The sequence below is a fragment of the Arsenicibacter rosenii genome, from assembly GCF_001870735.1.
Lineage (GTDB): Bacteria > Bacteroidota > Bacteroidia > Cytophagales > Spirosomataceae > Arsenicibacter > Arsenicibacter rosenii.
This window is the reverse complement of record NZ_MORL01000007.1, coordinates 1-25,714: the sequence shown is the minus strand read 5'-3', so window position 1 is coordinate 25,714 and position 25,714 is coordinate 1. Positions and strand designations below refer to the sequence as shown.

The 25,714-nt window shown below is 53.0% G+C and carries 20 protein-coding genes; 11 read left to right on the top strand and 9 right to left on the bottom strand.

What is annotated here, in order from left to right; translation table 11 throughout:
* Positions 1-116: 116 nt before the first annotated feature.
* The 3 genes from BLX24_RS14605 to BLX24_RS14595 form a co-directional block, all read right to left on the bottom strand.
* The gene (locus tag BLX24_RS14605) at positions 117-2,183 is read right to left on the bottom strand and encodes an alpha-glucuronidase family glycosyl hydrolase (protein WP_374755008.1); all 2,067 of its coding nucleotides are present in this window, start codon (positions 2,181-2,183) and stop codon (positions 117-119) included.
* A gap of 75 nt (positions 2,184-2,258) precedes the next feature.
* Entirely contained in the window at positions 2,259-3,473 is a 1,215-nt protein-coding gene (gene uxuA / locus BLX24_RS14600) for a mannonate dehydratase (RefSeq protein WP_229201817.1), read from the bottom strand.
* Between the two features lie 58 nt (positions 3,474-3,531).
* The gene (locus BLX24_RS14595; RefSeq protein WP_071503902.1) at positions 3,532-5,172 is read right to left on the bottom strand and encodes a sodium:solute symporter; all 1,641 of its coding nucleotides are present in this window, start codon (positions 5,170-5,172) and stop codon (positions 3,532-3,534) included.
* Positions 5,173-6,186: 1,014 nt separating this feature from the next.
* Here BLX24_RS14595 and BLX24_RS14590 point away from each other — a divergent pair.
* The 3 genes from BLX24_RS14590 (at position 6,187) to BLX24_RS14580 (ending at position 9,347) form a co-directional block, all read left to right on the top strand.
* On the top strand, positions 6,187-7,212 hold the full coding sequence (locus BLX24_RS14590; RefSeq protein ID WP_071503901.1) for a LacI family DNA-binding transcriptional regulator: 1,026 nt from the start codon (positions 6,187-6,189) through the stop codon (positions 7,210-7,212).
* Between the two features lie 77 nt (positions 7,213-7,289).
* Positions 7,290-7,976, top strand: coding sequence for a response regulator transcription factor (locus tag BLX24_RS14585; protein WP_071503900.1), 687 nt, complete (start codon positions 7,290-7,292; stop codon positions 7,974-7,976).
* A 3-nt stretch (positions 7,977-7,979) separates the two neighbouring features.
* Positions 7,980-9,347 carry an ATP-binding protein gene (locus BLX24_RS14580; RefSeq protein ID WP_071503899.1) on the top strand — a complete coding sequence of 456 codons (1,368 nt, stop codon included), beginning with the start codon at positions 7,980-7,982 and terminating at the stop codon, positions 9,345-9,347.
* A gap of 4 nt (positions 9,348-9,351) precedes the next feature.
* Here BLX24_RS14580 and BLX24_RS14575 read toward each other — a convergent pair whose 3' ends face one another.
* Positions 9,352-10,443 carry an aldose epimerase family protein gene (locus BLX24_RS14575; protein WP_229201806.1) on the bottom strand — a complete coding sequence of 364 codons (1,092 nt, stop codon included), beginning with the start codon at positions 10,441-10,443 and terminating at the stop codon, positions 9,352-9,354.
* A 178-nt stretch (positions 10,444-10,621) separates the two neighbouring features.
* On the opposite strand from BLX24_RS14575, the gene BLX24_RS14570 reads away from it, so the two are divergent.
* From BLX24_RS14570 to BLX24_RS14560, 3 genes are all read left to right on the top strand, one after another.
* Positions 10,622-11,878, top strand: coding sequence for a TolC family protein (locus BLX24_RS14570; protein WP_071503898.1), 1,257 nt, complete (start codon positions 10,622-10,624; stop codon positions 11,876-11,878).
* Between the two features lie 21 nt (positions 11,879-11,899).
* A complete protein-coding gene (locus BLX24_RS14565; protein WP_071503897.1) occupies positions 11,900-12,985 on the top strand; it encodes an efflux RND transporter periplasmic adaptor subunit in 1,086 nt (361 codons plus the stop codon).
* Positions 12,986-13,096: 111 nt separating this feature from the next.
* Complete coding sequence (locus tag BLX24_RS14560; RefSeq protein ID WP_071503896.1) at positions 13,097-16,216, top strand: efflux RND transporter permease subunit; 3,120 nt, start codon at positions 13,097-13,099, stop codon at positions 16,214-16,216.
* Positions 16,217-16,638: 422 nt separating this feature from the next.
* Here BLX24_RS14560 and BLX24_RS14555 read toward each other — a convergent pair whose 3' ends face one another.
* The 3 genes from BLX24_RS14555 to BLX24_RS14545 form a co-directional block, all read right to left on the bottom strand.
* Positions 16,639-18,510: an alpha-amylase family glycosyl hydrolase gene (locus BLX24_RS14555; protein ID WP_071503895.1), complete on the bottom strand. Its 1,872-nt coding sequence runs from the start codon at positions 18,508-18,510 to the stop codon at positions 16,639-16,641.
* Between the two features lie 119 nt (positions 18,511-18,629).
* Positions 18,630-19,445, bottom strand: coding sequence for a peptidoglycan-binding domain-containing protein (locus BLX24_RS14550; RefSeq protein ID WP_071504127.1), 816 nt, complete (start codon positions 19,443-19,445; stop codon positions 18,630-18,632).
* Positions 19,446-19,516: 71 nt separating this feature from the next.
* The gene (locus tag BLX24_RS14545) at positions 19,517-20,056 is read right to left on the bottom strand and encodes a transposase (protein ID WP_071504126.1); all 540 of its coding nucleotides are present in this window, start codon (positions 20,054-20,056) and stop codon (positions 19,517-19,519) included.
* A gap of 223 nt (positions 20,057-20,279) precedes the next feature.
* Between BLX24_RS14545 and BLX24_RS14540 the strand changes: the two genes are divergently transcribed.
* The 4 genes from BLX24_RS14540 (at position 20,280) to BLX24_RS14525 (ending at position 22,606) form a co-directional block, all read left to right on the top strand.
* Positions 20,280-21,389: a D-TA family PLP-dependent enzyme gene (locus BLX24_RS14540; protein ID WP_071503894.1), complete on the top strand. Its 1,110-nt coding sequence runs from the start codon at positions 20,280-20,282 to the stop codon at positions 21,387-21,389.
* A 71-nt stretch (positions 21,390-21,460) separates the two neighbouring features.
* A complete protein-coding gene (locus tag BLX24_RS14535) occupies positions 21,461-21,808 on the top strand; it encodes a hypothetical protein (RefSeq protein WP_229201805.1) in 348 nt (115 codons plus the stop codon).
* 14 nt (positions 21,809-21,822) lie between these two features.
* Positions 21,823-22,215, top strand: a complete 393-nt coding sequence (locus BLX24_RS14530; protein ID WP_071503893.1) for a DoxX family membrane protein — start codon at positions 21,823-21,825, stop codon at positions 22,213-22,215.
* Between the two features lie 76 nt (positions 22,216-22,291).
* Complete coding sequence (locus BLX24_RS14525) at positions 22,292-22,606, top strand: GNAT family N-acetyltransferase (protein ID WP_071503892.1); 315 nt, start codon at positions 22,292-22,294, stop codon at positions 22,604-22,606.
* Here the strand turns inward: BLX24_RS14525 and BLX24_RS14520 are convergent.
* Positions 22,603-23,616 carry a threonine aldolase family protein gene (locus BLX24_RS14520; RefSeq protein WP_071503891.1) on the bottom strand — a complete coding sequence of 338 codons (1,014 nt, stop codon included), beginning with the start codon at positions 23,614-23,616 and terminating at the stop codon, positions 22,603-22,605. The two genes, BLX24_RS14525 and BLX24_RS14520, sit on opposite strands and share 4 nt — an antisense overlap.
* 107 nt (positions 23,617-23,723) lie before the next feature.
* Here BLX24_RS14520 and BLX24_RS14515 point away from each other — a divergent pair, with 107 nt between their 5' ends.
* Positions 23,724-24,500 (top strand): MBL fold metallo-hydrolase, encoded by a 777-nt coding sequence (locus BLX24_RS14515; protein WP_071504124.1) that lies wholly within the window; start codon positions 23,724-23,726, stop codon positions 24,498-24,500.
* A gap of 39 nt (positions 24,501-24,539) precedes the next feature.
* Here the strand turns inward: BLX24_RS14515 and BLX24_RS14510 are convergent, their stop codons facing one another.
* Positions 24,540-25,610, bottom strand: coding sequence for a DUF4249 domain-containing protein (locus tag BLX24_RS14510; protein ID WP_071503890.1), 1,071 nt, complete (start codon positions 25,608-25,610; stop codon positions 24,540-24,542).
* Positions 25,611-25,714 lie beyond the last annotated feature (104 nt).

The following is a 25,714-nucleotide window of genomic DNA, read 5'->3' as shown; positions in this document are numbered from 1 at the left end:
CGGGGATTGGGTGACCACGGCATGCATCAGATTGGGCGACCACGGAATGCATCAGATTGGGCGACCACGTGGGGATTGGGCGACCACGTGGGGTCGCCCGTACGGGGCGGGGCGAATCAGCGCATTTGATAGATGTCGACAAGGCGCTTAACGTCTTCCAGTGTCCGGTCGGGTTGCCTGAAGGGCGCGGGTATCGGTCGTTTGGCAAACGTCTGGAAATAGAGCACACAGGCATCGCGCCACCAGATGGCTTCGCGGTGCTGGGTGGCCAGACGACCGGCCACGTCGGCATAAAGTTCGGGATCAATTGCCGGTTTGGCCTGTGCCCATTGCTGCTGCATCCAGCCAACCGCATCCGCTCCGGTGTAGTAGCGGGTGCAGATTTCGTCCCACAAGGTCCGGCCGGTCGGCAGTTTCTTCGTCCAGGCCACATGGTGGAACCACAGCAGATACGGCAACGGACAGCTCTCCGGATTATTCCATTGCGCCTGCACTTCCGGTTTGTACTGACTCAGGGCGTTGCTGCCACTGGCTGTCCGGTCGAAGCCAACCCCGATGGAGTCCGCACGATGGTAGTAGGTATGTCGCCAGTCGGGGCGGGGCGCGCGGTCCAGCCACGGCTCGGGGCCGTAATGGATGCCATAGCCCATGATGTGATGCAGCCCCAGCGGATTCGTGTAGTCGACGTAGATTTCGCGCGACCGCAGCATCATATCAGTAATAGCTTGTGCAGCCTTGGGTTCGGTGGTCAGCGTCATATTCACCCATTCACGGGCAAGCGTTTCCGACGCCAGGGTATGATCCCAGGTCAGCCGGCCAAACGCATACCAGTTTGCCTGCCCCATCGGGTTGCCCGTCCAGTTGCGGTCAGAACCCGTGTTGGCTACCCCTGCCATGGCCGACAGGGTATAGTTCCCCACCGACCCATCGATGACCTTCGCCACGGTTGAGCCTTTGCCCTTCTGCCACGTATCCGAATCCAGGCATTCCTTAAACAGCGGTGCTTCAAAGACCGAATGGGTCGCAAAGCCTAGGTACTCCTGCGTAATCTGGAACTCCATAGCCAGCGGAGTACGGTCCATTGCGCCGAACAAAGGCGAAAAGGGCTCCCGTACCTGAAAATCAATCGGACCGTTTTTTACCTGAACAATTACTTTTTTATGAAACTGACCATCGAGTGGTTTAAACTCTTCGTAGGCCGCCTTGAAGCGGTCACCTTTGGGGTCAGCCTTGTACACAAACGACCGCCATAATACAATGCCATCGTGATCGCCCAGGGCTTCGGCCAGCATATTGGCGCCGTCGGCATGCGTCCGGCCGTAGTCCTGCGGGCCGGGTTCGCCCTCGGAATTGGCCTTCACCAGAAACCCGCCGAAGTCCGGAATCAGCTTGTAGATTTCGGCGACTTTATCGGTCCACCATGCTTTTACCTGCGGATCGAGCGGATCAGACGTTTTCAACCCGCCAACTACTTTAGGCGCCGGGAAATACACCGACAGGTAGACACGAATGCCGTACGCACGGAATACATTTGCAATGGCTGCTACCTTTTGCAGGTACTCAGCGGTCATGAACCGCGCACTGGCATTAACGTTGTTCAGCACCGAGCCATTGATGCCCAGCGACGCATTGGCCCGCGCATAATCGCGGTAGCGCGGATCGACCGTTTCGGGCAGTTCATACCACTTCCAGAGTGTGCCGCCGGCATACCCTCGCTCGATGGTACCGTTTACGTTATCCCAGTGGTTCAGCATGCGGTAACGGACTTTCGGGCTACTGCTCTGCGGCAAATTCCTCAGCGGCTGACGGGTCTGCAAATGCCGCAGCAACGCAAACGCCCCGTACAGAACGCCTGCCTCGGTTTTGGCCGAAATAACCACGTTGCCACCCTGCTGCGTCAACTGATACCCTTCGGCATTGGGCAACGCCACCGCCTGCGAAACGGTCAGTACAATGCCGCCGGTTTTACTCCCCGACGATACCACCGGCACCGGTTTGCCCAATAAGCCCTGTAAACCAGCCTGCAATTCACCGGCCGCCGATGCGAGTATACCACTCCGGCCCGTAACCTGAATAAATCCGGCCTGCGACGCATAGGCTGTCCGCAATCCGGCGTCTTTGATCAGATCATATTTAAGCCAGAGCCGGTAGCCGTCGTCGGCATTGGCCGCGACTGACCACATCAATCCTGCGAGCAGGCAAAGCCAGCTGCCCACCCGTTGTACGTATGTTCGCATAAACTATAGGAGTTTCGTAAATTATGGGTTCAGAGAACGGGTAATACCCAGCTCCAGCCCGCGTAGCTCGGCCAGGCCGCGCAGCCGCCCGATGGCCGAATAACCGGGATAGGTTTTCTTTGTCAGGTCGTCCATCATCTGATGCCCATGGTCGGGGCGCATCGGAATCGACGTGACGCCAGCACCTGCTGCTGCCCGCCGGTTCTGTTCTTCCACAATGGCCTTCACGACGGCATACATGTCTACATCGCCGGCCAGGTGATCGGCCTCAAAAAAGGACTCATACCAGCCACTGCGGCCGGTGGGTTCCCGTTTCGTGGTCCGGAGATGGATAAAGTGAATCCGGCTGCCGAAGCGCTGAATCATACCCGCCAGATCGTTATCCGGCCGGATGCCGAGTGAGCCGGTACAGAAGGTAATGCCGTTGGCGGTCAGTTCACAGGCGGCCATCAACTGCGCCAGATCGGCCTCCGTACTGACCACACGCGGCAGACCCAGCAAGGGCATCGGCGGATCATCGGGGTGAATACACAGATTAATGCCCGCTTCGGCTGCTACCGGTGCTACCTCCCGTATGAAGTAGTACAGGTTTTCGCGCAGCCGGGCATCGCCGATTCCGGCGTATTCATCCAGCAGACTCTGAAAGGTTTCCAGGTCAAAGGCCTCTTCGGAACCGGGTAAGCCCAGCAGTACCGTATTACGCAGGCCCTCAATATCGGCGGGTGTCATCGCCGCGAACCGGGCCCGTGCGGCCTCCTGAACGGCCGGTTCATAGTCGGCTCCGGCATTGGGCCGTTTCAGAATACACAGATCGAAAACAGCAAAGTCTTCCCACACAAACCGGAGCGCCCGCGAGCCGTCCGGCATCACATAGTTCAGGTTCGTCCGCGACCAGTCGAGCACCGGCATGAAGTTGTAACAGACAGTGGTAATGCCACAGGCGGCCAGATTCCGCAGCGATGTTTTGTAGTTGTCGATACAGCGCGTACGTCCCGGCCGTGCTTTTTTGATGTCCTCGTGAACGGGCAGGCTTTCGACAACCGCCCAGTGTAAGGGCGTAAACCGGTCGTTCCCGGCTTCAATCAGGCCAATTCGCTCCTGAATGGCCTCCACCGGCCATACGGCTCCGACCGGAATCTGATGCAGGGCCGTTACCACGCCCGTACAGCCAGCCTGCCGGATATCCATAAGTGAGACGGGATCGTTCGGCCCGAACCACCGCATGGTCTGTACCATCATATGGGTAATAAAAAAATGCGGTCAGAGTTCCCCACCCTGACCGCAGTATGAAAAGCTAGAAGAAAATAATCCAGAGTACGAGAAGCATGATACCCAGAATGACCGATGCCACGAGGTTTTGCCGGCGACGGGCCGGGTTCTCAATCTTGTAGTCCTCGCTCATGTCAACGTTACCGGCATATTTGAAGGTAAGGCCGTTTAGTTTTTCCTGCGATGGCTTCTCCGTCATCACACTGACTACAATCAGCAGGAAAACCGAAATCACAAAGAGGATAATCGCAAAGTGCATGAAGTTCATCTCAACCATGGTCTTGATGAAGGGGTTGGTAAACGGATTGGACTTGTGAATCACCTCCAGTACGAAACGGAGCAGACCCAGTACAAAACCTGTCCAGAGCACCACGGTAGCACCTTTGGCGTTGGCGCGCGGCCACAACAGACCTACCAGGAACACACAGGCAATCGGCGGGCTGATATACCCCTGTACACTTTGCAGATACACATACAGCTGATCCGACAGCACCGTCACGAGCGGCACCCATAACAAGCTGACAGCCACCAGCACTATCGTTGACACCCGGCCAAAGTTCACCAGTTGTTTTTCCGATGCCTGCGGACGGAATTTCTGGTATACGTCAAGTGTCATCAGCGTTGAGGCCGAGTTGAAGCATGCGGCCAGAGAGGCCATCAGGGCAGCCAGCAGGGAGGCCACCACCAGACCACGGAAACCGGTTGGCAGCAGGTACTTCACCATTACCGGATACACATCGTTTGGTTTCAGCTCCTGACCCGGCAATAACAAACCTTTCTGATGCAGGGCATAGGCAATCAGACCTGGCAGCACGAGAATAAACACCGGCAGAATTTTCAGGAAACCGGCCATCACCGTACCCGACTTGGCATGGTCGATGTTTTTGGCCGCCAGCACCCGCTGCACGATACTCTGGTCGGTACACCAGTACCAGATCCCGACAATGTAGGGGGCTATAATGACCCCCGTCCATGGAAATTCAGGGTCTGACATGGGCTTGAACATGTTGAAGTGCTCGGCCGGTACGTTGCGCACCAGTTCGTCCCAGCCACCGACTTTATCGAGACCGATCCACGTCAGGGCAATCGCCCCGATGAGCAGGATAAAGGTCTGAATGAGTTCGGTATAGATTACCGCGCTCATCCCACCGGCAATGGTGTAAATCCCCGTAACCACTACCAGCAGAATCGACGACGTGTAGATGTCCCAACCCATTACTTCTTTCAGCAGGATACCCGCGGCAAAAAGGTGGACCGAAATTTTGGTCAGAATGTATGCCACAATAGACACGGAACTGAGGTACCAGCGACTGGCTGAGTTGTACCGGCGTTCGAGGAACTCAGGCATCGTGAAGACCCCCGATTTAAGGTAAAACGGAACGAAAACCCAGCCCAGAATCAGAAGACAGACGCTTGCTGACCATTCGAAGTTACCCGTTGCCAGACCAGAGGCATACCCCGTACCCGACAAACCGATAAAGTGCTCGGTCGAAATGTTAGACGCAAACAGCGAAGCGCCCACGGCAAACCAGCCCACATGCCGGCCGGCCAGAAAATACTCGGTACTACTCCGCTCCTGCCGGGCGAAGTAAAAACCGATCGCAAATACGATCAGAAAGTAAACAGCAATGATCGCATAATCCAGAAAACCGAATTCCAGGTTCATACTATAGTAAGGTTGGGTTTGATGATAACGTCAGCCAGACGAACGGCAAAGATGGCATTTTTTCAGAAATGGTAAAGCGGTTGGTTGTTGTTCCGGCCGGGCCGGTGATTTATAATCAAAACAGCGCTCCCGTCAAGCGACAGGAGGCTGTCGAACAACTTACTTATGGTAATACCTATCAAATGAATACAGTATAGGAATATAAAAAACATGCATTTCTACTGTTTATTACGAATCATTTATTCCGTACAGGTTCATTTCTTTCGGTGATAATACGTTTAAAACACTGCTCCCCGTCCATCTCCAGACTGACACGCAGCATGGAACAGGACGGGGGTAGTCGTCACTCAACCTTGTTTTTCAAGACCAGTTCCTCACACGTGCGTTTCACCTATCTTCGGGCCAGATAATAAGTTAACACGGGTGGCTCTGATTCCGGGGTTAAATTTCAGGGATAAAATCTACTCTTGCAACCGATTGCACAAAAATTTATGCCATTTTTTGTCGATAAAGTATAAATCTATGGTTTTCCCTGGTTTCACATACCCGCGTGTTTCCGCGCAAATACCACAAAAGCCGGGCCGGTCGCTGAGGGCCTTGCAGCTGAGGCAATGTAACACCTGCCTGACGCAGCACGTGCTGCCAGTGTTTCTGAGCCGCCGCCTGCTACTTTTCCTGACAGACCCGTCACTCCTCCGGTGTCATTTTCTGAAAATCAGACACCGGCGCAACAGTCCGTTTGACCGAGGCCATTAGTAAAGCCGCAAGCCGTGATAACAGTTACTTTCTTCAGGTGTGTTTTATGCTTAAGAAGCAGGATTTCAGAATTTTCGAAAGAAATTTTATCACTTATTTAGGGAAAGTTTGAAAAGTAATTTTGAAATTGCAATCGGTTGCACAAATTTTTGTTTTACCGGTTACCCGAATAGCCGATCTGCAATCGGCTTTCGTAGTAACTGTACCTGATCATGGCTGTAGTCATACCCATTGCGGCCATTTTGACATTTATTGACCATGGAAAAAGAGGTTACTATTTACGATATAGCTAAACAGCTTAATCTTTCACCGGCTACCGTTAGCCGGGCACTCAATGACCATCCATCCATCAACAGCAATACGAAGGAGCTGATTACCGCAAAAGCCGCCGAACTCGGCTATCGCTCCAACGCATTTGCCAGTAATCTGCGGCGCCAACGGACCAATACCATTGGCGTAATTGTCCCGCGGTTAAACAGCCACTTTGTTTCGAGTGTCCTGTCGGGCATGGAAAAAGTAGCGAATGAACGTGGGTATAACCTCATTATCAGCCAGTCACAGGAATCGGTAAAAAAAGAAAAAGCAAGTGCTAAAACCATGTTCAACGGACGGGTCGACGGGTTACTGGTATCGCTTGCCTATGATACGGAAGAACTGGATCACCTGGATGTCTTCATCAAAAAAGGCATTCCGCTGTTGTTTTTCGACCGGGTCAGTACCCATACCAAAGCAACGAGTGTGGTCATTGACAATGTCAAGGCAGGCTACGACGCCACAGCTCACCTCATCGAACAAGGCTGTCAGCGGATCATGCATGTGACGGGCAACCTTAAACGCAATGTGTATACCGACCGCCTGAAAGGATATAAACTTGCCCTGATTGACCATAACCTGCCCTACGACGAATCACTGCTGATGATTACGGATATGAGCCGTGAAGCCGGCATTGACGTAGCTCAGCAGATCAGCAACATGTATAACAAACCCGATGGCTTGTTCATTACCAACGACTTATGCGCCGTCAGTTGCATGGCAGCCCTTAAGAAGGAAAGCTTCCGGATTCCGCAGGATATTGCCGTGGTCGGCTTCAATGACGATCCGGTGGCACAGGTGATCGAACCTAACCTGACGACGATCCACTATCCCGGCGAAGAAATGGGTGAAATTGCGGCCCAAAGCCTGATAAATCACCTGAACGGCTTGGTTAATATCCAGACAACCAATACCATTGTCCTGCATTTCGAGCTGGTTGTCCGGGAGTCATCTGTACGCACTACGGGGTAATCTAAGCTTTTTCTAATCGGCAGCCGGAGACGAAAACGCATGGTTCAGAGTTAATCTATTGTCAACTTGCTGCCAATATGAAGAAAATACTGATCATTGAAGATGACCGGCGCATTGCCCAGAATATCAGTCGTGGTCTGCTGGATGAAGGTTACGAAACGGACATTGTCTATGAAGGCACCAACGGCCGGCAGATCGCTCTGCAACAGGATTTCGACCTGGTGCTGCTCGATATAAACCTGCCCGGACTGAGTGGTTTTGAGATTTGCCGCAGCCTGCGTCAGGAAAAACCGGCCCTGCCCATCATCATGCTGACGGCTATGGGCGAGGTCGAAGACAAAATTGAAGGCCTACAGCTCGGCGCTGACGACTATATCGTTAAACCCTTTGATTTCAGAGAATTAAGCGCCCGCATAACTACCTGTCTGCGGCGGGCGGATCTGCTCAGGAAAAACGACAGCGATGATATTTTGCGCATTGCCGACCTGACTGTCAACGTATCCACAAAAGTGGTTAAACGCCAGAACCGGTATATCGACCTGACAGCCAAAGAGTTTGCTCTGCTCGAATGCCTGCTCCGGAACCGTGGCCGTGTCATCTCCAAAATGGACCTGGCCGAGCAGGTCTGGAATCTTAATTTTGACCCGGGTACCAATGTGGTGGAGGTCTATATCAACTACCTCCGCAAAAAGGTCGATAAGGATTTTACCCAAAAGCTTATCCACACCCGTCCGGGATTGGGATACATGATAAAGGACGAGTAAGCCATGAAGATAAAAAACCGGATTGCCCTGCAATTCTCTCTGATTGTAGCGTCGATTCTTTTCTTTTTTTCTCTCATCATCTATCTGACCTCATCCACCTATCGGCAGGAAGAATTCTATGAACGGCTTAAGAAAAAAGCCCGTACCACCGTCCGGTTCCTGGTTGAAGTAAAGGAGGTTGATACAAAGCTGCTGAAGATCATTGACCGCAACACCATGACAGCCCTGATTGCGGAAAAGGTACTGATCTTTAATGAACGTAACCAGCTTATTTACAGCAGTGTCGATGACCAGGTAATCCGGTTTAAGCCGTCGCTGCTCGAGCAGGTCCGGGAAGAGGGCGAAATTGAGACCTATTCGGATGAAAACGAACTGGTCGGGATTCTTTATACCGACAATGGTCAGAAGCTGGTGGTGCTGGCCTCGGCCGTCGATCAGTTTGGCCGCAGTAAACTGCGTAACCTGCGCAAAACACTGGCGTGGGGGCTGGTTATTGGTATCGGGCTTACGGTCGGTCTGGGAATTTTCTTTGCCGGACAGTCACTGCAACCCATCAACGTGATTAATCAGCAGGTTCAGACCATCACCGCGAATAACCTCCGGCAACGGCTTCCGGAAGGCGATCAGAAGGACGAAATTGATCAGCTGGCGATGAATTTCAACGTGGTGCTCGACCGGCTGGAACAAGCCTTTGAACAGCAGCGGAGTTTTGTCTCCCACGCCTCTCATGAATTACGCACGCCGCTGGCTGCACTCAAGTCGGAGCTACAGCTTGGCCTGCGAAAACCACTCAATCAGGCCGAACATGAGCTGATGATGCATAACCTCATGGAAGATACCGAGCGGCTTATCAACATTACCAACAGCCTGCTCTTTCTGGCCCGGATTCAGAATGACCTTGAGCCGTCGGCGCTCACCACCGTGCGGCTCGAAGAGCTTATTTTCGACGCACGCGACGAATTACTGAACATTCACCCTGATTATCAGATCCACATTGACTTTCAGAACCTGCCCGACTCTGAGGATGAAACGAGTGTAAAAGGAAAACCCGACCTGTTACGCCGGGTTCTGCTGAATCTGATGGATAATGCCTGCAAGTATAGCAGGGACCATACCGCCCGTGTCAGTATTTCGACCAACGCCACCAACTGCCAGGTTGCCGTGAGCGATCAGGGCATTGGTATCCCTCCTGATGAACTGGGCAGCATTTTCAGTCCGTTTGCCCGGGCCTCTAATTCGCTCAGTTACGATGGTTTCGGCATGGGCTTGTCAATCTGCCGCCGGATCGTTGAACTGCATTACGGTAAACTGACCGTTACGAGCCGGCTCCACTACGGCAGCACATTTTTCATGAGTATCCCCCACTTATAGGCAGCTATTTAGCCGAAAACCGGTAGAGGGTCGTCGATTTGTAGGTCTCGCCGGGGCGCAGGGTCGTGGTCGGGAAGTCCGGCTTATTCGGCGAATCCGGAAAATGCTGGGTTTCCAGACACAGTCCGTACCGGCGCGTAAACGGAACGCCTTCGCGTCCCTGTAGTTTGCCGTTCAGGTGATTGCCGGTATACAGCTGCACTGCCGGTTCGGTCGTCAGCATTTCCATGTAGCGGCCGCTCCGGGGTTCATACAAGGTGGCACCGAGGCGCAGGGCCGTTGGTTTTTCGGCAAACACCCAGCAGTGATCATACCCGTTTCCGAACCGGATCTGTTCTTCCGCCGTATCGTTGATACGCTCCCCGACTACGGTTGGTTTCCGGAAATCGAATACCGTTCCCGCCACCGGCCGCCGCTCGCCGGTCGGAATCTGCGTATTGTCGGTCGGCAGAAAATGATCGGCATTGATGCTCAGTACGTGGTTCATCGCATCGTGTTTCATACCCGACAGGTTGAAATAGGCGTGGTTGGTCAGATTCAGTACCGTAGGCTTATCGGTGGTCGCCTTGTAATCGATCCGCAAGCCGTTGTCTTTCTGCAAGGTATAGGTTACGTCGACCGAAAGAGTTCCCGGATAGCCTTCTTCCCCGTCGGGTGAGGTATAATGCAGCGTGACCGCCGGTTCGGCGCCGTCTTTTGTGGTGGCCGTCCACAGCTTTTTATCGAAGCCAGTCAGACCGCCATGCAGGTGGTTTACGCCGTTGTTGACCGCCAGTTTATATTCCTGACCATCGAGGGTAAACCGGCCCCTGGCAATCCGGTTGCCAAACCGCCCGACAACCGGCCCCATGTTTGGCGTTCCTTTCAGGTAATCGGCAAAGGTCGGCACACCCAGTGTAACATTTTCAAATTTGCCCTGCTTGTCAGGGGCTGTGCACGAGACAAGATAAGCGCCGTAGTTGGTAACCTGTACTTCCATACCGGCGGCATTCCGCAGCGTAAACAGATAGGCTTCCCGACCATCGGGCATCGTTCCGAAAACGGCTTTCTGCACACCGGGTTTCGGTGCGGCATCCGCTTCTCCGTGAGTTGACATCAACATATAACTGATTAATAAAACCCAATAATAGACCTTTTTCATGGAGCCAGAGGTTAGGACGAGGAAATCAACAGAAAAATAGTGTCCCGATGACGTATTTAATTTTTTTCTAAAGTGCTTTTAAGGGTCATCTAAGGTGCAAGAGGCAGTTTTGTGGTGTATTTACTCACTGAACATGCGCTTTATTCTTGTTCTTATTGGCTTATTCATTACACTGACCGGCACGGCACAGGATACGCTGCGGCTATCCATGCGGCAGGCAGACAGTCTTTTTCTGCGAACGAATGTGTTATTACTGGCCGAACGCTTCCGGATTGAAGCGGCTCAGGCGGAGGTTATCCAGGCTAGCCTGCTCCAGAACCCTACTGTCTCGTTTGAGCTGAGTGCATTTAACAGTGCCTCAAGAACCAAAGTGCTTGACGTTGGCCGGCAAGGGCAGAAAATCGTCAGTGCGGAGCAGCTGTTGTTTACGGGCGGCAAACGAAATAAACGCATTGCCCTGGCACAGGAATCGGCGCGGCTCACCGAATATGAGTTTACTGACCTGCTGCGGGGCCTGCGCTTCGAACTCCGGAGCCGGTTCTACGACACTTATTTTCAGCAGCAAACCATTAACCGGTATACGCAGCAGATCCAGACCATTCAGCAGACCGTGGATGCGTTTGAAAAACAGTATGAACGCAACAACGTATCGCTCCGCGAACTGCTCCGGCTGAAAGCGCTCCTGTTCCAGCTGCGCAACGACCGGACCGACATTCTGTTTCAGCTCGCCGAAAACCAGCAATCGCTGCGGACCCTGCTGGGCACAGAGTTTCCGGTTGTCCCGGTTGTCAATGAAGCGGGTTTACTGAGCTACAGCATCAACGGGCTCTCGGCCGACAGCTTACGGGATACAGCCCTCCGGCAACGTTCTGACCTGAAAGCCACGCAATCGCTGACAAAACAGGCCGAACTGAATTATAACCTCCAGAAGGCCCTGGCCAAGCCGGATGTGCGGCTGGCGGGCACCTACGACCAGGCAGGCAGCTACATCCCGCATTACGTCGGTGTCGGGCTGGCCGTTGACCTGCCGGTGTTTAACCGCAACCAGGGAGCAATCAAGTCGGCGCGCAGCCAGATCAGCTACCAGCAACAGTACGAAAAGCAAAAACAGCTGCAGATCGCGAATGAAGTCAGCACCGCCTTCGATAAAGTGGTAACGGTGGAACGCATGATGCAATCGGTGGAAGGGCGTTTTACGGATCAGTTCGAGCAACTGAATCTGGGCATTACGCTCAATTTCGGCAAGGGAAATATCTCGTTGCTGGAGTTTGTCGACCTCATTGAAACCTACAACGAAAGCATACGGGAACTCAACCGCCTGAAAGCCGACCGGATCGGGGCGTATGAGGCATTAACCTATGCCGTCGGACAGGATTTATTCAGCCGGTAAGAATCAACCAGACAAAATATCATGAAAAACACACTGATTTACAGCCTGATTGCCGCCATTGCGGTACTGGCTGCGTCCTGTCATACGCCGAACGAAACCGAAGAAGCCAAGGCGTTTATGCTTTCCGATACCATGATGCACCGTATCCGGATCGACAGTGTCGTATCAGAGCCGGTTCGTTCGGAGCTCACCCTGGTGGGCAAGGTCGCGGCCGACGAAAATAAGGTCATTAAGGTATTCCCGCTGGTGGGTGGGGTCGTGGAGGAAGTTGGCGTGGAACTGGGCGACTATGTCCGTAAAGGCCAGAAACTGGCACTGATCCGGTCGGGCGAGGTAGCCGACTTTGAGCGCCAGATGATTCAGGCTCAGTCGGATCTGTTGCTGGCCCAGAAAAACCAGCGGGTGGCCGAAGACCTGTATGAAAGCAAACTAACCGCCCAACGTGAAGTAGTGGCCGCTCAGAAGGAAGTCGAAAAAGCACAGGCCGAGCTCAACCGCGTAAAAGAGGTTTTCCGGATTTACGGCCTCGGCCAGTCGTCGACATACACCGTTAAAGCCCCGATCGACGGGTTTGTGATTGAAAAGAACGTAAACCGGAACATGCAGCTGCGTTCCGACAATGCGGATAATCTGTTCACCATCGGGCAGATCAGCGATGTGTGGGTACAGGCTAACGTTAATGAAAGCGATATTGGCCGGGTGAAGCTGGGTATGTCGGCCGCTATTCAGACACTCAGCTACCCCGACCACCTTTTCTACGGCCACGTCGACAAAATTTTCAGCGTACTTGACCCGAATACCAAGGCCATGACCGTCCGTATTCGCCTGCAGAATCAGGCCATGAAGCTGAAACCGGAGATGCATGCCACGGTAAAACTGCGTTTCGACGAAGGACAAACCATGGCTACGGTTCCGTCGGAAGCGGTTATTTTCGACCAGTCGAAGCATTACGTACTGGTTTTCAAGGACCGATCCAACATCCAGACCCGGGAAGTGATCATCCATAAGGCGCTGGGCGACATTACGTATATACGCTCCGGCATCGAACCCGGCGACCGCGTCATCTCCCGCAACCAGCTTCTGGTTTATAATGCACTTGGCAATTAATCAGCGAATGAGTCATTGAGTTATTGAGCGGACAAGCTGTAGTGAGTCCGTTCGCAGCTGGTCATTTCCTCCCGACACTCAATCACTCATTCGCTCACTCACTCATTTTTTATGAATAAACTCATAAAATCCATCGTCGGCTTTTCGCTGAAGAACCGGTTTTTTGTCTTTTTTGTCACGGCAGGGCTGATTATTGCCGGGGTGTTCAGCTACCTGAATACGCCGCTGGAAGCCTTTCCTGACGTGACGAATACCCAGATTATTATCGTTACCAAATGGAACGGCCGGAGCGCCGAAGAGGTTGAACGGTTTGTGACGGTTCCGATCGAAGTGGCGATGAATTCGGTGCAGCGGAAAACCAACGTCCGCTCAACCACCATGTTCGGTCTGTCGGTCATCAAGATTATTTTCGACGATGATGTGGAGGACTTTTTCGCCCGGCAGCAGGTTAACAACCAACTCAGGACGGTGTCGCTGCCTGAGGGTGCTGATCCGGACGTGCAGCCTCCCTACGGACCTACCGGCGAAATCTACCGCTATACGCTCAAAAGCAGCCATCTGAACAGCCGCGACCTGCTGACGCTCCAGAACTGGGTCATCGACCGGCAGCTTCGGTCGGTCCCCGGCGTCGCCGACATTGTGGCCTTCGGCGGTCAGGATAAAATTTACGAAGTACGGGTCAATCCAACCCAGCTGGCTAAATACGACCTGACACCGCTTGAGGTGTATCAGGCCGTTACCCGCAGCAACATCAACGTCGGCGGTGATGTTATCGAGCGCAACGGACAGGCCTATGTCGTGCGCGGGGTCGGGTTGCTGACCTCAACAGAAGACATCGGCAACATCCTCATTGAAGAGCTGAACGGCAACCCCGTACTGGTCCGGAACGTGGCCGATGTGGCCGAATCGAGCCTGCCACGGGTAGGACAGGTAGGCCTCGGCAAACAGGACGACATGGTTGAAGGCATTATTGTGATGCGCAAGGGCGAAAACCCGAGCGAGGTGCTGACGCGGGTAAAGGAAAAAATCACGGAACTCAACGAGAAGGTCCTGCCATCGGATGTAAGAATGGAAACGTTTTACGACCGCGATAACCTGATTCAGTTCTGTACGCAAACCGTGCTGCACAACCTGACCGAAGGCATTGTGCTGGTAACGGTGATTGTCTTTCTGTTCATGGCCGACTGGCGGACCACCCTGATTGTATCGATCATCATTCCGCTGGCGCTGCTCTTTGCCTTCATGTGCTTACGGCTACGGGGCATGTCGGCCAACCTGCTGTCGATGGGGGCCGTCGATTTCGGCATCATCATCGACGGAGCCGTCGTCATGGTCGAAGGCATATTTGTCTCGCTCGACCAGCTGGCCCACCGCGTCGGGATGAAGAAGTTCAACCATATGGCGAAGCTGGGCCTGATCCGCAAAACCGGCGGGGAACTGGGCAAGGCCGTATTCTTCTCGAAACTGATCATCATCACCGCCCTCCTGCCGATCTTCTCGTTCCAGAAAGTAGAAGGCAAAATGTTCAGTCCGCTGGCGTGGACGCTGGGTTTCGCCTTGCTGGGGGCGCTCCTCTTTACACTTACACTGGTGCCGGTGCTTTGCTCGATACTGCTGAAAAAGAACGTGCGGGAGCGCAACAATCCGGTCGTCAATTTCTTCCAGAAATCGGTTTCGGGCGGATTCGACTGGACGTTTAAAAACCGGAAGGTCAGTTTATTCATGGCTACCCTTGCCCTGGGCATCACGTTTATGTCGTCGACGTTTCTGGGTACAGAATTTCTGCCGCAGCTCAACGAAGGTGCCCTCTGGGTGACGGCCGAGTTGCCGATGAGTATGTCGCTGCCGAAAAGTGTCGACATGGCCCGCACCATCCGTGAGGATCTGCAGACGTTCCCCGAAGTGAAACAGGTGCTGTCGCAGGTAGGCCGTTCCAACGATGGTACCGACCCCAACGGCTTCTATTTCTGCCAGTTCCAGGTCGATTTGCTGCCTAAATCCGAATGGAAACGCAAGATCACCGTCGATCAGCTGACCGATGAGATGGACAAAAAGCTGAAAAACTATTCGGGCATTCTGTACAACTACTCGCAGCCGATTATCGACAACGTGGCCGAAGCGGTAGCGGGCTACAAGGCCAACAACGGGATTAAAATCTTCGGTCCGGATATTTACCAGCTGGAGAAATACTCAAAACAGGTGATGGAAGCCGTCCAGCCGGTCAACGGTATCCGCGACCTGGGGATTATCCGGAATGTGGGTCAGCCCGAAATGAGTGTGCTGTTCCATGACCATAAAATGGCGCTCTACGGCGTGACGACCGCCGATGCACAGGCCGTCATTGAAATGGCGATTGGCGGCAAAACAGCGTCGATTCTGTACGAAGGCGAACGGCGGTTCGACATCCGGCTCCGTTATGCCGAAGAATACCGCAAAACAGAGGACGATATCATGCGGCTGATGGTGCCTACGCTACACGGCAACAAAATCCCGCTGAGCGAAATTGCCACTATCCGCAAGATTACCGGACCAGCCTTTATTTACCGCGATCTCAACAAACGGTTTATCGGGGTCAAATTCTCGGTACGCGGCCGCGATCTGGGCAGCACCATTGCGGAAGCCCAGCAACGGGTCCGCGAGAAAATTCAGCTGCCGAAGGAGTACACCATCGAGTGGGTCGGCGAGTTTGAGAACCAGGTGCGGGCCACGAAGCGGTTAGGCCAGGTAGTACCAATCAGTCTGGCAGGGATTTTCGTACTGCTGTTCATCATGTTCGGGAACGCCAAAGATGCCGGGCTGGTACTGCTGAACGTGCCGTTTGCGCTCATGGGTGGCATCCTGGCCCTGCACACCACCGGTATGAACTTCGGCATTTCGGCGGGGGTAGGCTTTATTGCGCTCTTTGGAATTTGTGTGCAGAACGGGGTGATTCTGGTATCGGTCTTCAACCAGAACCGGAAAGAACGGATGCCGATCGATGAAGCCATCCGGCGGGGTGTACAAAGCCGCATCCGGCCCGTAGTCATGACCGCGCTCATGGCCGCCATCGGGTTGCTGCCAGCCGCCATTTCGACGGGCATCGGCTCAGAAACGCAGAAGCCGCTGGCCATTGTTGTCATCGGAGGACTTATTACCGCCACGATTCTGACCCTGCTGGTTTTTCCGATCATTTACCGGATTTTCTACCGCAACGCACATACCGTGCAGACCGCCAGAGAACCGGTTATGTAATTCTAATCATTTTATAATCTAATTCGTATGCAACTTTGCTGCATATAGCCGTTATTCATATAACACTCAAGTTATGTACCCTTATGACCTGGTTAGATTATACAAAAATGATCCTTGACAAAGTCCGTTTTGACAGACGGCTGGTTCTGAAAGAACTACGAAAACTACTGGCGTACCTGTCTCCGACAGAGCGCTCACAACTGGTAATCTGGTGCCGGAAAACGTTAACGATCCGCATCTCGCTCCGCCGACCGCGACGATTTGCATATCTGTACGTTTCACGATAAATGCAATGTGTTGAGACGCAAAATATTGCGTCTCAATTTTTTATACCTGCGTTTTTTTGAATGCAATAGAGCGGCAGCACAACGTACTGCCGCTCTTGTTTTCACTGTCCAAATGAGACGCAAAATATTGCGTCTCTACCGGGCAATTTCCAGAACGAAAAACTTCTTTGGCCCGACCGTCAGCTTATCAAGTGCCACACGCTCTTTGGTTATCACGTCGACAGCCGTTGCAGCGCCTTTCAACTGTTCCGCAAAACGCTTGATATCCAGCCCTTTTTCCTTCTCGCCGGTATTCGAAACAACCATAACCTTGCTGGTGTCGGTATACCGGAAATAAACGTACATGCCATCGTCGTACGGCATAAACTGCATGAACTTACCCTGCGTCAGGGCCGGCGATGTTTTCCGGTATTGTGCCAGCGTCTTCATAAAGTCATACAGCTCGTTTTCCCGCTGATTCCGGCCGGTTTTCAGAAATTTGTTTTCCTTATCTTCTTTCCAGCCACCGACAAAATCCTTCCGGACCTCAGCATCGGTCGGATCCTTGAAGTTTTTTACCCCCAGCTCAGTACCGTAATAAATCTGCGGGATTCCACGGATGGTCATCAGCCAGGTCAGGCCCATTTTATACTTATCAATGTCTTCGCCGATGACCGACAGGAAGCGGTGTTCATCGTGGTTGTCGAGGTAGGTAACCAGCAGGTCGGGGCGTTTGTAGAGGTAATCCTGTACCAGCAGGTTATAGAGCCGGTTGACCCCGTCGCTCCAGCCGTATTTCTGGTTCAGGGCATCTTTCACGGCCACAAAAAACTGATTATCCAGCGTCGACGGCAGGTTACAGGCAAACGGCAGCCCATTGATGTTGTTGCGCACAAAAGCCGCCTGATTCGCCACCGTAGTTGCCAGTGATTCGCCAAAAAGCAACATATCGGGGTATTCGCTGAGCAGTGCCGCGTTGCAGCGGTTCATAAACGCCATGTCGTTGTACATATACGTATCAATCCGCCAGGCGTCGATATTGAAGTAAGCCACAGTCCAGATTGCATGCTGGATCAGAAACTTCGCCACAAATTCATTTTTCTGGTTCAGGTCCGGCAGAAACGGCATAAACCAGCCATCCGACATAATCCGGCGGTCGTAGGCCGACGCATGTGGATCAAGTACGGCGGGTTCTTTAAAGGACGTTTGCGTAAAGGTATCCCATTGATTCAGCCACGCCTTAAACGGCATATCCTTCAGGATCCAGTGATTGATACCGACGTGATTGTATACAGCATCCTGAATCACCTTCAGCCCCCGTTTATGCGCTTCATCGATCATGGTTTTGTAGGCAGCATTTCCCCCGAACCGCCGGTCAACGTTGTAATGATCGGTAAAGCCGTATCCGTGGTAGGCGCTGCGCTGCGTGCCCCCTTCGTCCGTAGTCGGCTGGTCATTTTCGATGACCGGATTGAGCCATAACGCCGTTACGCCGAGATCTGTAAAATAATCCAGATGGTTTGTAACGCCCTGCAAATCGCCGCCGTGCCGTAGCCAGGGGCTGGTACGATCCATAAGCGGGTCGGCCATATCGGCAAATTTATCGTTCGAAGGGTCACCGTTGGCAAAACGGTCGGGCATCAGCAGGTAGATAAAATCAGCCGGTGACACGCCTTTGGGCCGGTACGGATTTTTCGGCAGTAGCTCATAGGTCTGTGTGATCTGTTTTCTACCGTCTGAGAATTGAAACTCCAGTTTACCCGCTTTGGTCTCCGGTTTAATTTCCAGATCAGCAAAGACGTAATTCGGGTTTTCAACCTTGTGTACTTTCTTCAGTACCACGCCTTTGTAGGCCTTTAGCGTCAATGTGTGTCCGGCGAGCTTATCGCCATAAAACAGTATCTGCAATTCCGGTGATTTCATACCCACCCACCAGTTGGTCGGGTTCATGCGTTTGACCAGTGATTGTTGGGCATTGGCCGCCGACAGGGCCATGACCAGTAACAGAGACGTAATTAATTTTTTCATGGTTCATCAATAGGTATCCTGTAGAGACGCAACATATTGCGTCTTAATTTATTTGTACACAAGACGCAACATATTGCGTCTCTACAAAATGGCGTAATATAACACAATATTGTGCAATATTATGCGCTTAACCCATCGATTGAAAACACATCAATAACCCCTTTCCGGAAATTCCGGACCCGCGCAAAAACGCCCGTGCCGTTGCTTGATCCCTTTACGTCGGTATTACCCTCCAGGGTTTCAAACACATCCCCGTCAATGTCCGTAATGATACCGGTATGGAACCAGTCAGAGGTAGCGGCCATCCGGATCAGAAATACATCACCGGCCTTTACCTTTTCAGGGGCTTTCCGGACGGCGGCGTTATCAATCAGCACACCTTTCTGTTTCCCCGCCATGGCCACCACATCGCAGCTCAGCGTCTGGGGCATCAGGCTGGTAAATGACTTGCCATGGGCCGTCGACGCGATATCCAGCACCGACTGCACAAATCCCATACACCACTTAAACGGAGACCCGTCGAAGCCATCGCAATAGCTCCGGACCCAGGGGCCCAGGTTCTGCGCATCATCGGCCTGTAACTCAATAGCCTTAAGCGTCAGGTGGTTTTGTGCAATCTGGAGCACTTGTTTACGAAAGTCCGGCTGTTTGGCCGGGATGGTAAAGGCTTTTTTCAGCGGGCTCGACAGCACGGTGAATACCTCTTCGGTGACAATCCCTGTAACCGGCAAACCTGCCGCTTTCTGGAAATTCTTCACCGCTTTTTCGGTAGCGCTGCCGTAATCACTGTCGACCGTTGTGGCCAGTGTAGCATTCGGAAAACGGGGCACCGACAGGTTCAGCCACTCCTGAATTTGTTTGACCGCTTTTCCCTTGTTGCCTTTCTGGCAGGTTCCGGCAAATTTCAGTTCTTGCTGGTAGGCTGTTTTGATCATGGTTACGGGCATTTGTTTAGCATCCTACAGAGACGCAGCATTTGTATCTCCACAAATGCAAAATACCATGACTACATGAACAAATTGATGTCATTTTTATAATCCGTATACCATTTTGCCGGATTTTGTATAATGTATTGCCGGATGTGTTTCAGTTCTTCTTCATTCCGGACGACACGCTCGTAATAGCGGGCTTGCCAGCCGAACTCAATATTGTTACTAGCGGCAAATTTGGTCACGCCGATCTTATATCCGCGAATAACTGATGCCAGATTCTGTCTTTGTGGTCCAAACGTATTTTGCCCCCATTGGCGGTCGTCCTCTTTTTGAAACCAAAGCAGGCCATGCACATGGTTTGGCATTACCTGAAACGTATCCGGTATCACGAATGGAAAATGCTCAGGAATGGCCAGCCAGCAATCAATTGCCTGCTGCCCGATAGGTGTTGGTACTAAGCAGGCTTCATGGTTTTGTCCGGCAATATCACCGAAATAGTGGAGTTTCTCACGGGTACAGATCGTAACAAAATAGCAGCCATTTGACCCATAGTCATACGTGGTCAATCTGGCAGCATCGATACAGTATTTACCTTTAAACAGCCCATCGTACATGATTTTTTTAATATATCCAGACGCTGTTTTTTTCATTTGTCACCCCGTAGAGACGCAACATCTTGCGTCTCCAGCCACCGTCAGGTAAACAACCCATCATTAACGCAATACCCACCAACCGTTTCCATCGTATGTTCCTGTGCCCTTCAATTATCGATCTATGAATTGGAATTTTGAGACGCAACATCTTGCGTCTCTACGGGGGTTTGGTTTCTTTTGGGCTATGAATACATCCTTAACGGACTGGTACGCGGTCCGGAATCCCGAACTGGCGACCTCGCCTACCCTGCTGATCTATCCTGACCGGGTGCTGTATAACATCCGCGAGGCCATCCGGATGGCTGGTGATGCAGACCGGATGCGCCCGCACGTGAAAACCCATAAAATGCGGACAGTGTCGGATATGATGCTGGCCGAAGGCATTACCCGTTTCAAATGTGCCACCATTGCCGAAGCCGAGATGCTCGCGCAGGCCGGTGCGCCGGATGTGCTGCTGGCCTATGCCGCTGTCGGACCAACGATTGACCGGTTACACCAGTTACAGGAAGCCTATGCCGATACAGAGTTCTCCTGTCTGATCGACCATCCTGACGCGGCTAAAGCACTTGCAGAGGCATTTACCGACCGGACGCTTGCGGTCTACGTCGACCTGAACGTGGGCATGAACCGGACGGGTATCAAACCCGGAAAAGCCTTCGATCTGATCCGGTATGCCCAAACCCTGCCGGGTATCCGGGTGGTTGGGCTGCATGCCTACGACGGCCATCTGCGCGATACCGATCTGGCCGAACGTATCCGCAAGGCAGACGAGGCGTTTGCGCCGGTCGATACCCTGCGCCGGCAGGTCCTTGAGCACCTGGGCCTTGATCTGCTTGTTGTAGCCGGTGGCACCCCAACCTTCCCGTGCCATACCCGCCGCACCGGCGTTATGACCAGCCCGGGCACGTTTGTCTTCTGGGATGCCGGTTATGCCGCGATCACTCCTGATCAGCCGTTTGACTGGGCCGCCGTAGTGATGACCCGTGTTATATCCATTATTGATGAGCAGACGCTTTGCCTGGATCTGGGCCACAAAGCCATTGCCGCCGAAAACCCGCTGCCCCGTATTGTGTTTCTGAACGAACCCGACGCTCAGCCCATCGGCCAGAGCGAAGAACACATGGTTGTCCGGATGGCAGACACAAGTACATGCAAACCGGGCGATGTCTGGTACGGCATTCCGATTCATATCTGCCCGACTGTCGCGCTGTATAATTCCGTGTTTGTTGTCGAAAACGGCCAGGTGATCGGTACCTGGGAGGTAACCGCCCGGGGACGTAAACTGACAATCTGACGCCGTGTCGTTCCGGGTTCAAAACTTTCGGGCCTGCCGGGGGTTACTATTTAAAAATACGACACAACGTTATGAACCCGAAACAAACGCAATATGATGCCGCCGATGATCAGAATCAGGGCGTTATCAGTACCATGGCCCGGAACAGCGAAAGCCATGACACCGAACTGGTCAGTACCCGTATTCCGCGGATGGATCCCAATATTGTCACCAACCAAAGCGGAGCCGCCGTTGAAGATGGCGGGGAAGAATACGAAGACCTGACCGTAACAGAAGATGATGATCCGGCAACGGCAGGAGATGAAGAATATGAAGACCTGACGGCTGTTGAAGAAGAAACGGATCTGACCGAACATGACCACCATCAGGATGATAATTATTCGCTGGGTGGCCACGTGACACGGTCGGGTGGTGTATAACAACCAACGTATATATGCTTACTTTTTCTGCCAGCCAGCTCGCTCAGCTTGTCATCCGCTTCGGAATGGGGGTTAACATGCTCATGCATGGCCTGACACGCCTTCCCAACCTGTCCGGCTTTGTCGGCAAAATGGCGCCGGGGTTCAATGATACGGTATTGCCGGAACCCGTTACCGTGGCGTTTCTGTATGTACTGCCTTTTCTTGAGCTTGCCAGTGGTCTGCTTATTCTGCTTGGTGGCCGGTTGTTGAAATGGGGGTATGCCCTTGGCGGCCTGATCATTGTTTCGCTGCTTTTTGGGACCACTCTGAAACAGGACTGGCAGACGGCCGGTACGCAGGTCATCTATCTGATTGCCTTTTATCTGGCCCTGCGCGGACTGGACGACTCCCGCCGGGTAGTTTAACGTAAAAGCCCTGGCTGAATCTGTCAGCCAGGGCTTTTACGGTTTATCAAATAAACACTATACTATTTACCAGCACATGAACCTGACAGATTACCCCGTTGAGTATCATCCGGAGCGCCGCCGGTTTGAACTAACGATTGACGGCCACCTATCGATTCTGGAATTCCGCCAGCTGAAAAACAACGCACTGGCCCTGACCCATACTGAGGTTGACCCCGCACTCGAAGGCAAAGGTGTCGGCTCTTATCTGGTCAAGAGCGCTTTTGAGTACATCGACCAGCAACACTGGACTATTTTTCCGTATTGCCCGTTTGTAGTGACCTACCTCCGTCGGCATCCGGCCTGGTACCGGCTGGTATCACCCGATTTCGAAGAACCCGAAGAATTTTAGCCGATCTGCTGCTCAAAGGCGGCCAGATGCTCATCCGTAAAATCGAGGTGCGTAACGAACCGTACCAGGTGTTTACCAAATGTCACGGCCCTGATGTCTTTCCGGGTCAGTTCCTGCACATAGTCCGTTGCCAGTATCGTCTCCGGCAATTCTACGATGACGATATTGGTATCAACGGGCATCACATCAACAATTTCAGGCCGCTGCGCCATAATCGCCCCGATTTTCCGGGCACGGGCATGGTCAAGCTTCAGGCGTTCGATGTTATGGTCGAGCGCGTAGATACCGGCCGCCGCCAGATAACCGGCCTGCCGCCAGCCACCGCCCATCATCTTCCGGAACCGGCGTGCCTGCGCAATAAAGGCTGTTTTCCCCAGCAGCAGCGACCCGACCGGACACCCCAGCCCCTTCGACAGGCAGATGCTGACCGAGTCGAACAGCTGCCCATACGCCACAGGACTTTCGCCGGTTTCGATCAGGGCGTTAAACAATCGGGCGCCATCAAGATGAAGGGCCAGTCCGTGTTCATCACATACCTGTTTAATCGCGGCAATTTCGGGGATGGTGTAATAGCAGCCGCCACCTTTGTTCATGGTATTTTCGAGGCTTACGAGCCGTGACAGCGGCCGGTGCGGATCGGCAGGGTTGTTGATGGCGTCGCGTACCAGTGCCGGCGTCAGCTTACCCCGTTCGCCGGGCAGCAGCGCCACCGAAGCAAAGGCATTGACCGCAATGCCGCCCCCTTCGTACAGATAAATATGTGAAAGCTGGTCGCAGATCACTTCATCGCCCGGGCGAACATGGGTGCGGATCGCCAGCTGATTGGTCATCGTCCCCGACGTACAGTACAGGGCGGCTTCCATACCAAACATCGCGGCCGCTTTCGCTTCGAGAGCCAGTACCGTCGGGTCATCGCCAAAAACATCGTCGCCGACGTCGGCCGTAAACATAGCCTCCAGCATGGCCGGAGACGGTTTTGTAATGGTATCGCTTCGTAAATCGATCAGCATAGGAAAAGCAAGGGTACAGCCTCCTCAGGTTGTTTGTTGTGAACTACAAATGTCTGATTTTTTTCCAGGGGAACAACGAGACAAAATTCGCCGTTTTCAGGTCAGCTATGCAATTATTTATTACCTCCCTCAACTCAGGCAGCAACGGCAACTGCTATTACGTCGGCAATGAACAGGAAGCGGTGCTGATTGATGCCGGTATCTCCTGCCGCGAAACCGAACGCCGGATGCTTCGCCTGGGCTTGTCCCTCCGTAGTGTTAAGGCCATTTTTGTCTCACACGAGCACAGCGACCATATGCTGGGGTTGCCCAAACTAGCGCAGAAATACCAGCTGCCGGTTTATATTACCCGACCGACGATGACCAATTCGCGGGTATCGCTGAGCGGTTTGACCCTGCGCTCTTTTGATCCGTATCAGCCGGTGCAGATTGGTGCTCTCAGCATCACAGGCTTTCCTAAGTACCACGATGCCGCTGATCCGCATAGCTTTATGGTCTCAGGCAACGGGGTCAATATCGGCATTTTTACTGATATCGGAGCCGTTTGCGAGCATGTCATTACCCATTTCAAACAGTGCCATGCCGCATTTCTGGAAGCCAATTACGACGAAGATATGCTGGAACAGGGCCGCTACCCGCTCTTTCTGAAACGGCGGATCCGGGGCGGAAACGGTCATTTGTCGAACCAGCAGGCCCTTTCGCTCTTGCTGGCGCACAAACCGGCCTATATGAGCCATCTTCTGCTGGCACACATGTCGAAAGACAACAACTGCCCGCAACTGACAACCGATCTTTTTACGCCCCACATGGGCAACACGGAGCTGGTGATTGCCTCCCGCCACGAAGAAACACCGCTCTTCCGTATCCTGACGCATCAGCACTAACCCCGTCAATATCCGGTAGCCGCAGCATTATATCATCAATCAATTGTCCCACCAGCGGGGTTTGATGGCGGTCCGGTACGTACTTTCCACACAGGCAGCGCAACCCGCTAAGGCATCGATCCGGATTTTTTTGCCCACCGGATCGCCGACGGCATCTTTAATGCGGTCAATTTTTAGCGACCGGACCGTCACACCCGCCGCGCCGAAGTAGCCGTATGCCTGTTCATCGGGATGGCTCGTGCAGCGGATATTGCCGCCCAGCGAGACCGGTGCAGCATCGAAAATGCCCCCCGTGTTGCTAACCAGCTTGTCGGCCGTGTTAAAAAACTGAAAGGCGCCCTTACTGATCCGCTGCTGCTCCACCTCGACATAATAGGTTGTTAACGACGTAAACGGCGCACTCATGATGTACTGACGGCTGATCTGCTTGCCGTTGATGCGGGCGTCTGAACGCAGGGACAGACAATTGGTGTAGCATTGGTTGATATCCCAGCAGGCTGAGCAGCAGGCGACACCGGTGTAATACCCGTCAATGCCTGCATCCGGACTCACCCGGCACGACGAAATGGCTTCGTAGTTTTTCCATTGCCAGCGGTAGTAATCGCCGGTGGTTTCGGGGTCCTGTGTGTCGATATACACATCCCACTGATTCCGTTTGTCGTTGGTCGGTTCGGTCGGGTGGTACGTATATTCGTAATAAATGGCCTGAATCGGCGGGGATGCCTTAAGTGGTTCGGGGGCCGATTCATATACGTGCCCGTCGGTTGTTTTCACGGTCAGTTTATAACTCCGGCCGGCTACTCCCCGAATGCCGTTCGTGCGGGTCTGGTAAACTCCGGGGCTCAGTTGCTGAAGAACGTCTGTCGTACCGGCATCGTCCGTGATGGACACACTTGCATTGTAGACCAGATAGTTCAGGCTGGCAAAGGTGTAGTCCGTTGTGTAGCTCAGCCTGATCACATACGGTCCCGGCTGATCCGTAATCATTCCTTCCACAATCAGTCGTTTCCCGATCGACGGCATGTCGGGCGAGTAGGACTTAACGCACGCCCCTACCCAGAACGCGCAGATAATCACTAACCAGCTGTTCGGCCAAATCCTGTAGCGCATAGTGTGTTAAGAGCGTATTATACACTCTTAACTTCTACAAGGCCGGATGTGGCAAAGCCTACTTCTTTTTTTAATCTAATCCAAGTTGCGAGATAGTTAATCTT

What these genes read in the sequence shown, in the direction of transcription:
- BLX24_RS14605 (WP_374755008.1), bottom strand. Translation starts at nt 2,183, where the DNA reads ATGTGGTCAGTCGCGGCCAATGCCGACGACGGCTACCGGCTCTGGCTT.
- uxuA (WP_229201817.1), bottom strand. Translation starts at nt 3,473, where the DNA reads ATGGTACAGACCATGCGGTGGTTCGGGCCGAACGATCCCGTCTCACTT.
- BLX24_RS14595 (WP_071503902.1), bottom strand. Translation starts at nt 5,172, where the DNA reads ATGAACCTGGAATTCGGTTTTCTGGATTATGCGATCATTGCTGTTTAC.
- BLX24_RS14590 (WP_071503901.1), top strand. Translation starts at nt 6,187, where the DNA reads ATGGAAAAAGAGGTTACTATTTACGATATAGCTAAACAGCTTAATCTT.
- BLX24_RS14585 (WP_071503900.1), top strand. Translation starts at nt 7,290, where the DNA reads ATGAAGAAAATACTGATCATTGAAGATGACCGGCGCATTGCCCAGAAT.
- BLX24_RS14580 (WP_071503899.1), top strand. Translation starts at nt 7,980, where the DNA reads ATGAAGATAAAAAACCGGATTGCCCTGCAATTCTCTCTGATTGTAGCG.
- BLX24_RS14575 (WP_229201806.1), bottom strand. Translation starts at nt 10,443, where the DNA reads ATGTCAACTCACGGAGAAGCGGATGCCGCACCGAAACCCGGTGTGCAG.
- BLX24_RS14570 (WP_071503898.1), top strand. Translation starts at nt 10,622, where the DNA reads ATGCGCTTTATTCTTGTTCTTATTGGCTTATTCATTACACTGACCGGC.
- BLX24_RS14565 (WP_071503897.1), top strand. Translation starts at nt 11,900, where the DNA reads ATGAAAAACACACTGATTTACAGCCTGATTGCCGCCATTGCGGTACTG.
- BLX24_RS14560 (WP_071503896.1), top strand. Translation starts at nt 13,097, where the DNA reads ATGAATAAACTCATAAAATCCATCGTCGGCTTTTCGCTGAAGAACCGG.
- BLX24_RS14555 (WP_071503895.1), bottom strand. Translation starts at nt 18,510, where the DNA reads ATGAAAAAATTAATTACGTCTCTGTTACTGGTCATGGCCCTGTCGGCG.
- BLX24_RS14550 (WP_071504127.1), bottom strand. Translation starts at nt 19,445, where the DNA reads ATGATCAAAACAGCCTACCAGCAAGAACTGAAATTTGCCGGAACCTGC.
- BLX24_RS14545 (WP_071504126.1), bottom strand. Translation starts at nt 20,056, where the DNA reads ATGTACGATGGGCTGTTTAAAGGTAAATACTGTATCGATGCTGCCAGA.
- BLX24_RS14540 (WP_071503894.1), top strand. Translation starts at nt 20,280, where the DNA reads ATGAATACATCCTTAACGGACTGGTACGCGGTCCGGAATCCCGAACTG.
- BLX24_RS14535 (WP_229201805.1), top strand. Translation starts at nt 21,461, where the DNA reads ATGAACCCGAAACAAACGCAATATGATGCCGCCGATGATCAGAATCAG.
- BLX24_RS14530 (WP_071503893.1), top strand. Translation starts at nt 21,823, where the DNA reads ATGCTTACTTTTTCTGCCAGCCAGCTCGCTCAGCTTGTCATCCGCTTC.
- BLX24_RS14525 (WP_071503892.1), top strand. Translation starts at nt 22,292, where the DNA reads ATGAACCTGACAGATTACCCCGTTGAGTATCATCCGGAGCGCCGCCGG.
- BLX24_RS14520 (WP_071503891.1), bottom strand. Translation starts at nt 23,616, where the DNA reads ATGCTGATCGATTTACGAAGCGATACCATTACAAAACCGTCTCCGGCC.
- BLX24_RS14515 (WP_071504124.1), top strand. Translation starts at nt 23,724, where the DNA reads ATGCAATTATTTATTACCTCCCTCAACTCAGGCAGCAACGGCAACTGC.
- BLX24_RS14510 (WP_071503890.1), bottom strand. Translation starts at nt 25,610, where the DNA reads ATGCGCTACAGGATTTGGCCGAACAGCTGGTTAGTGATTATCTGCGCG.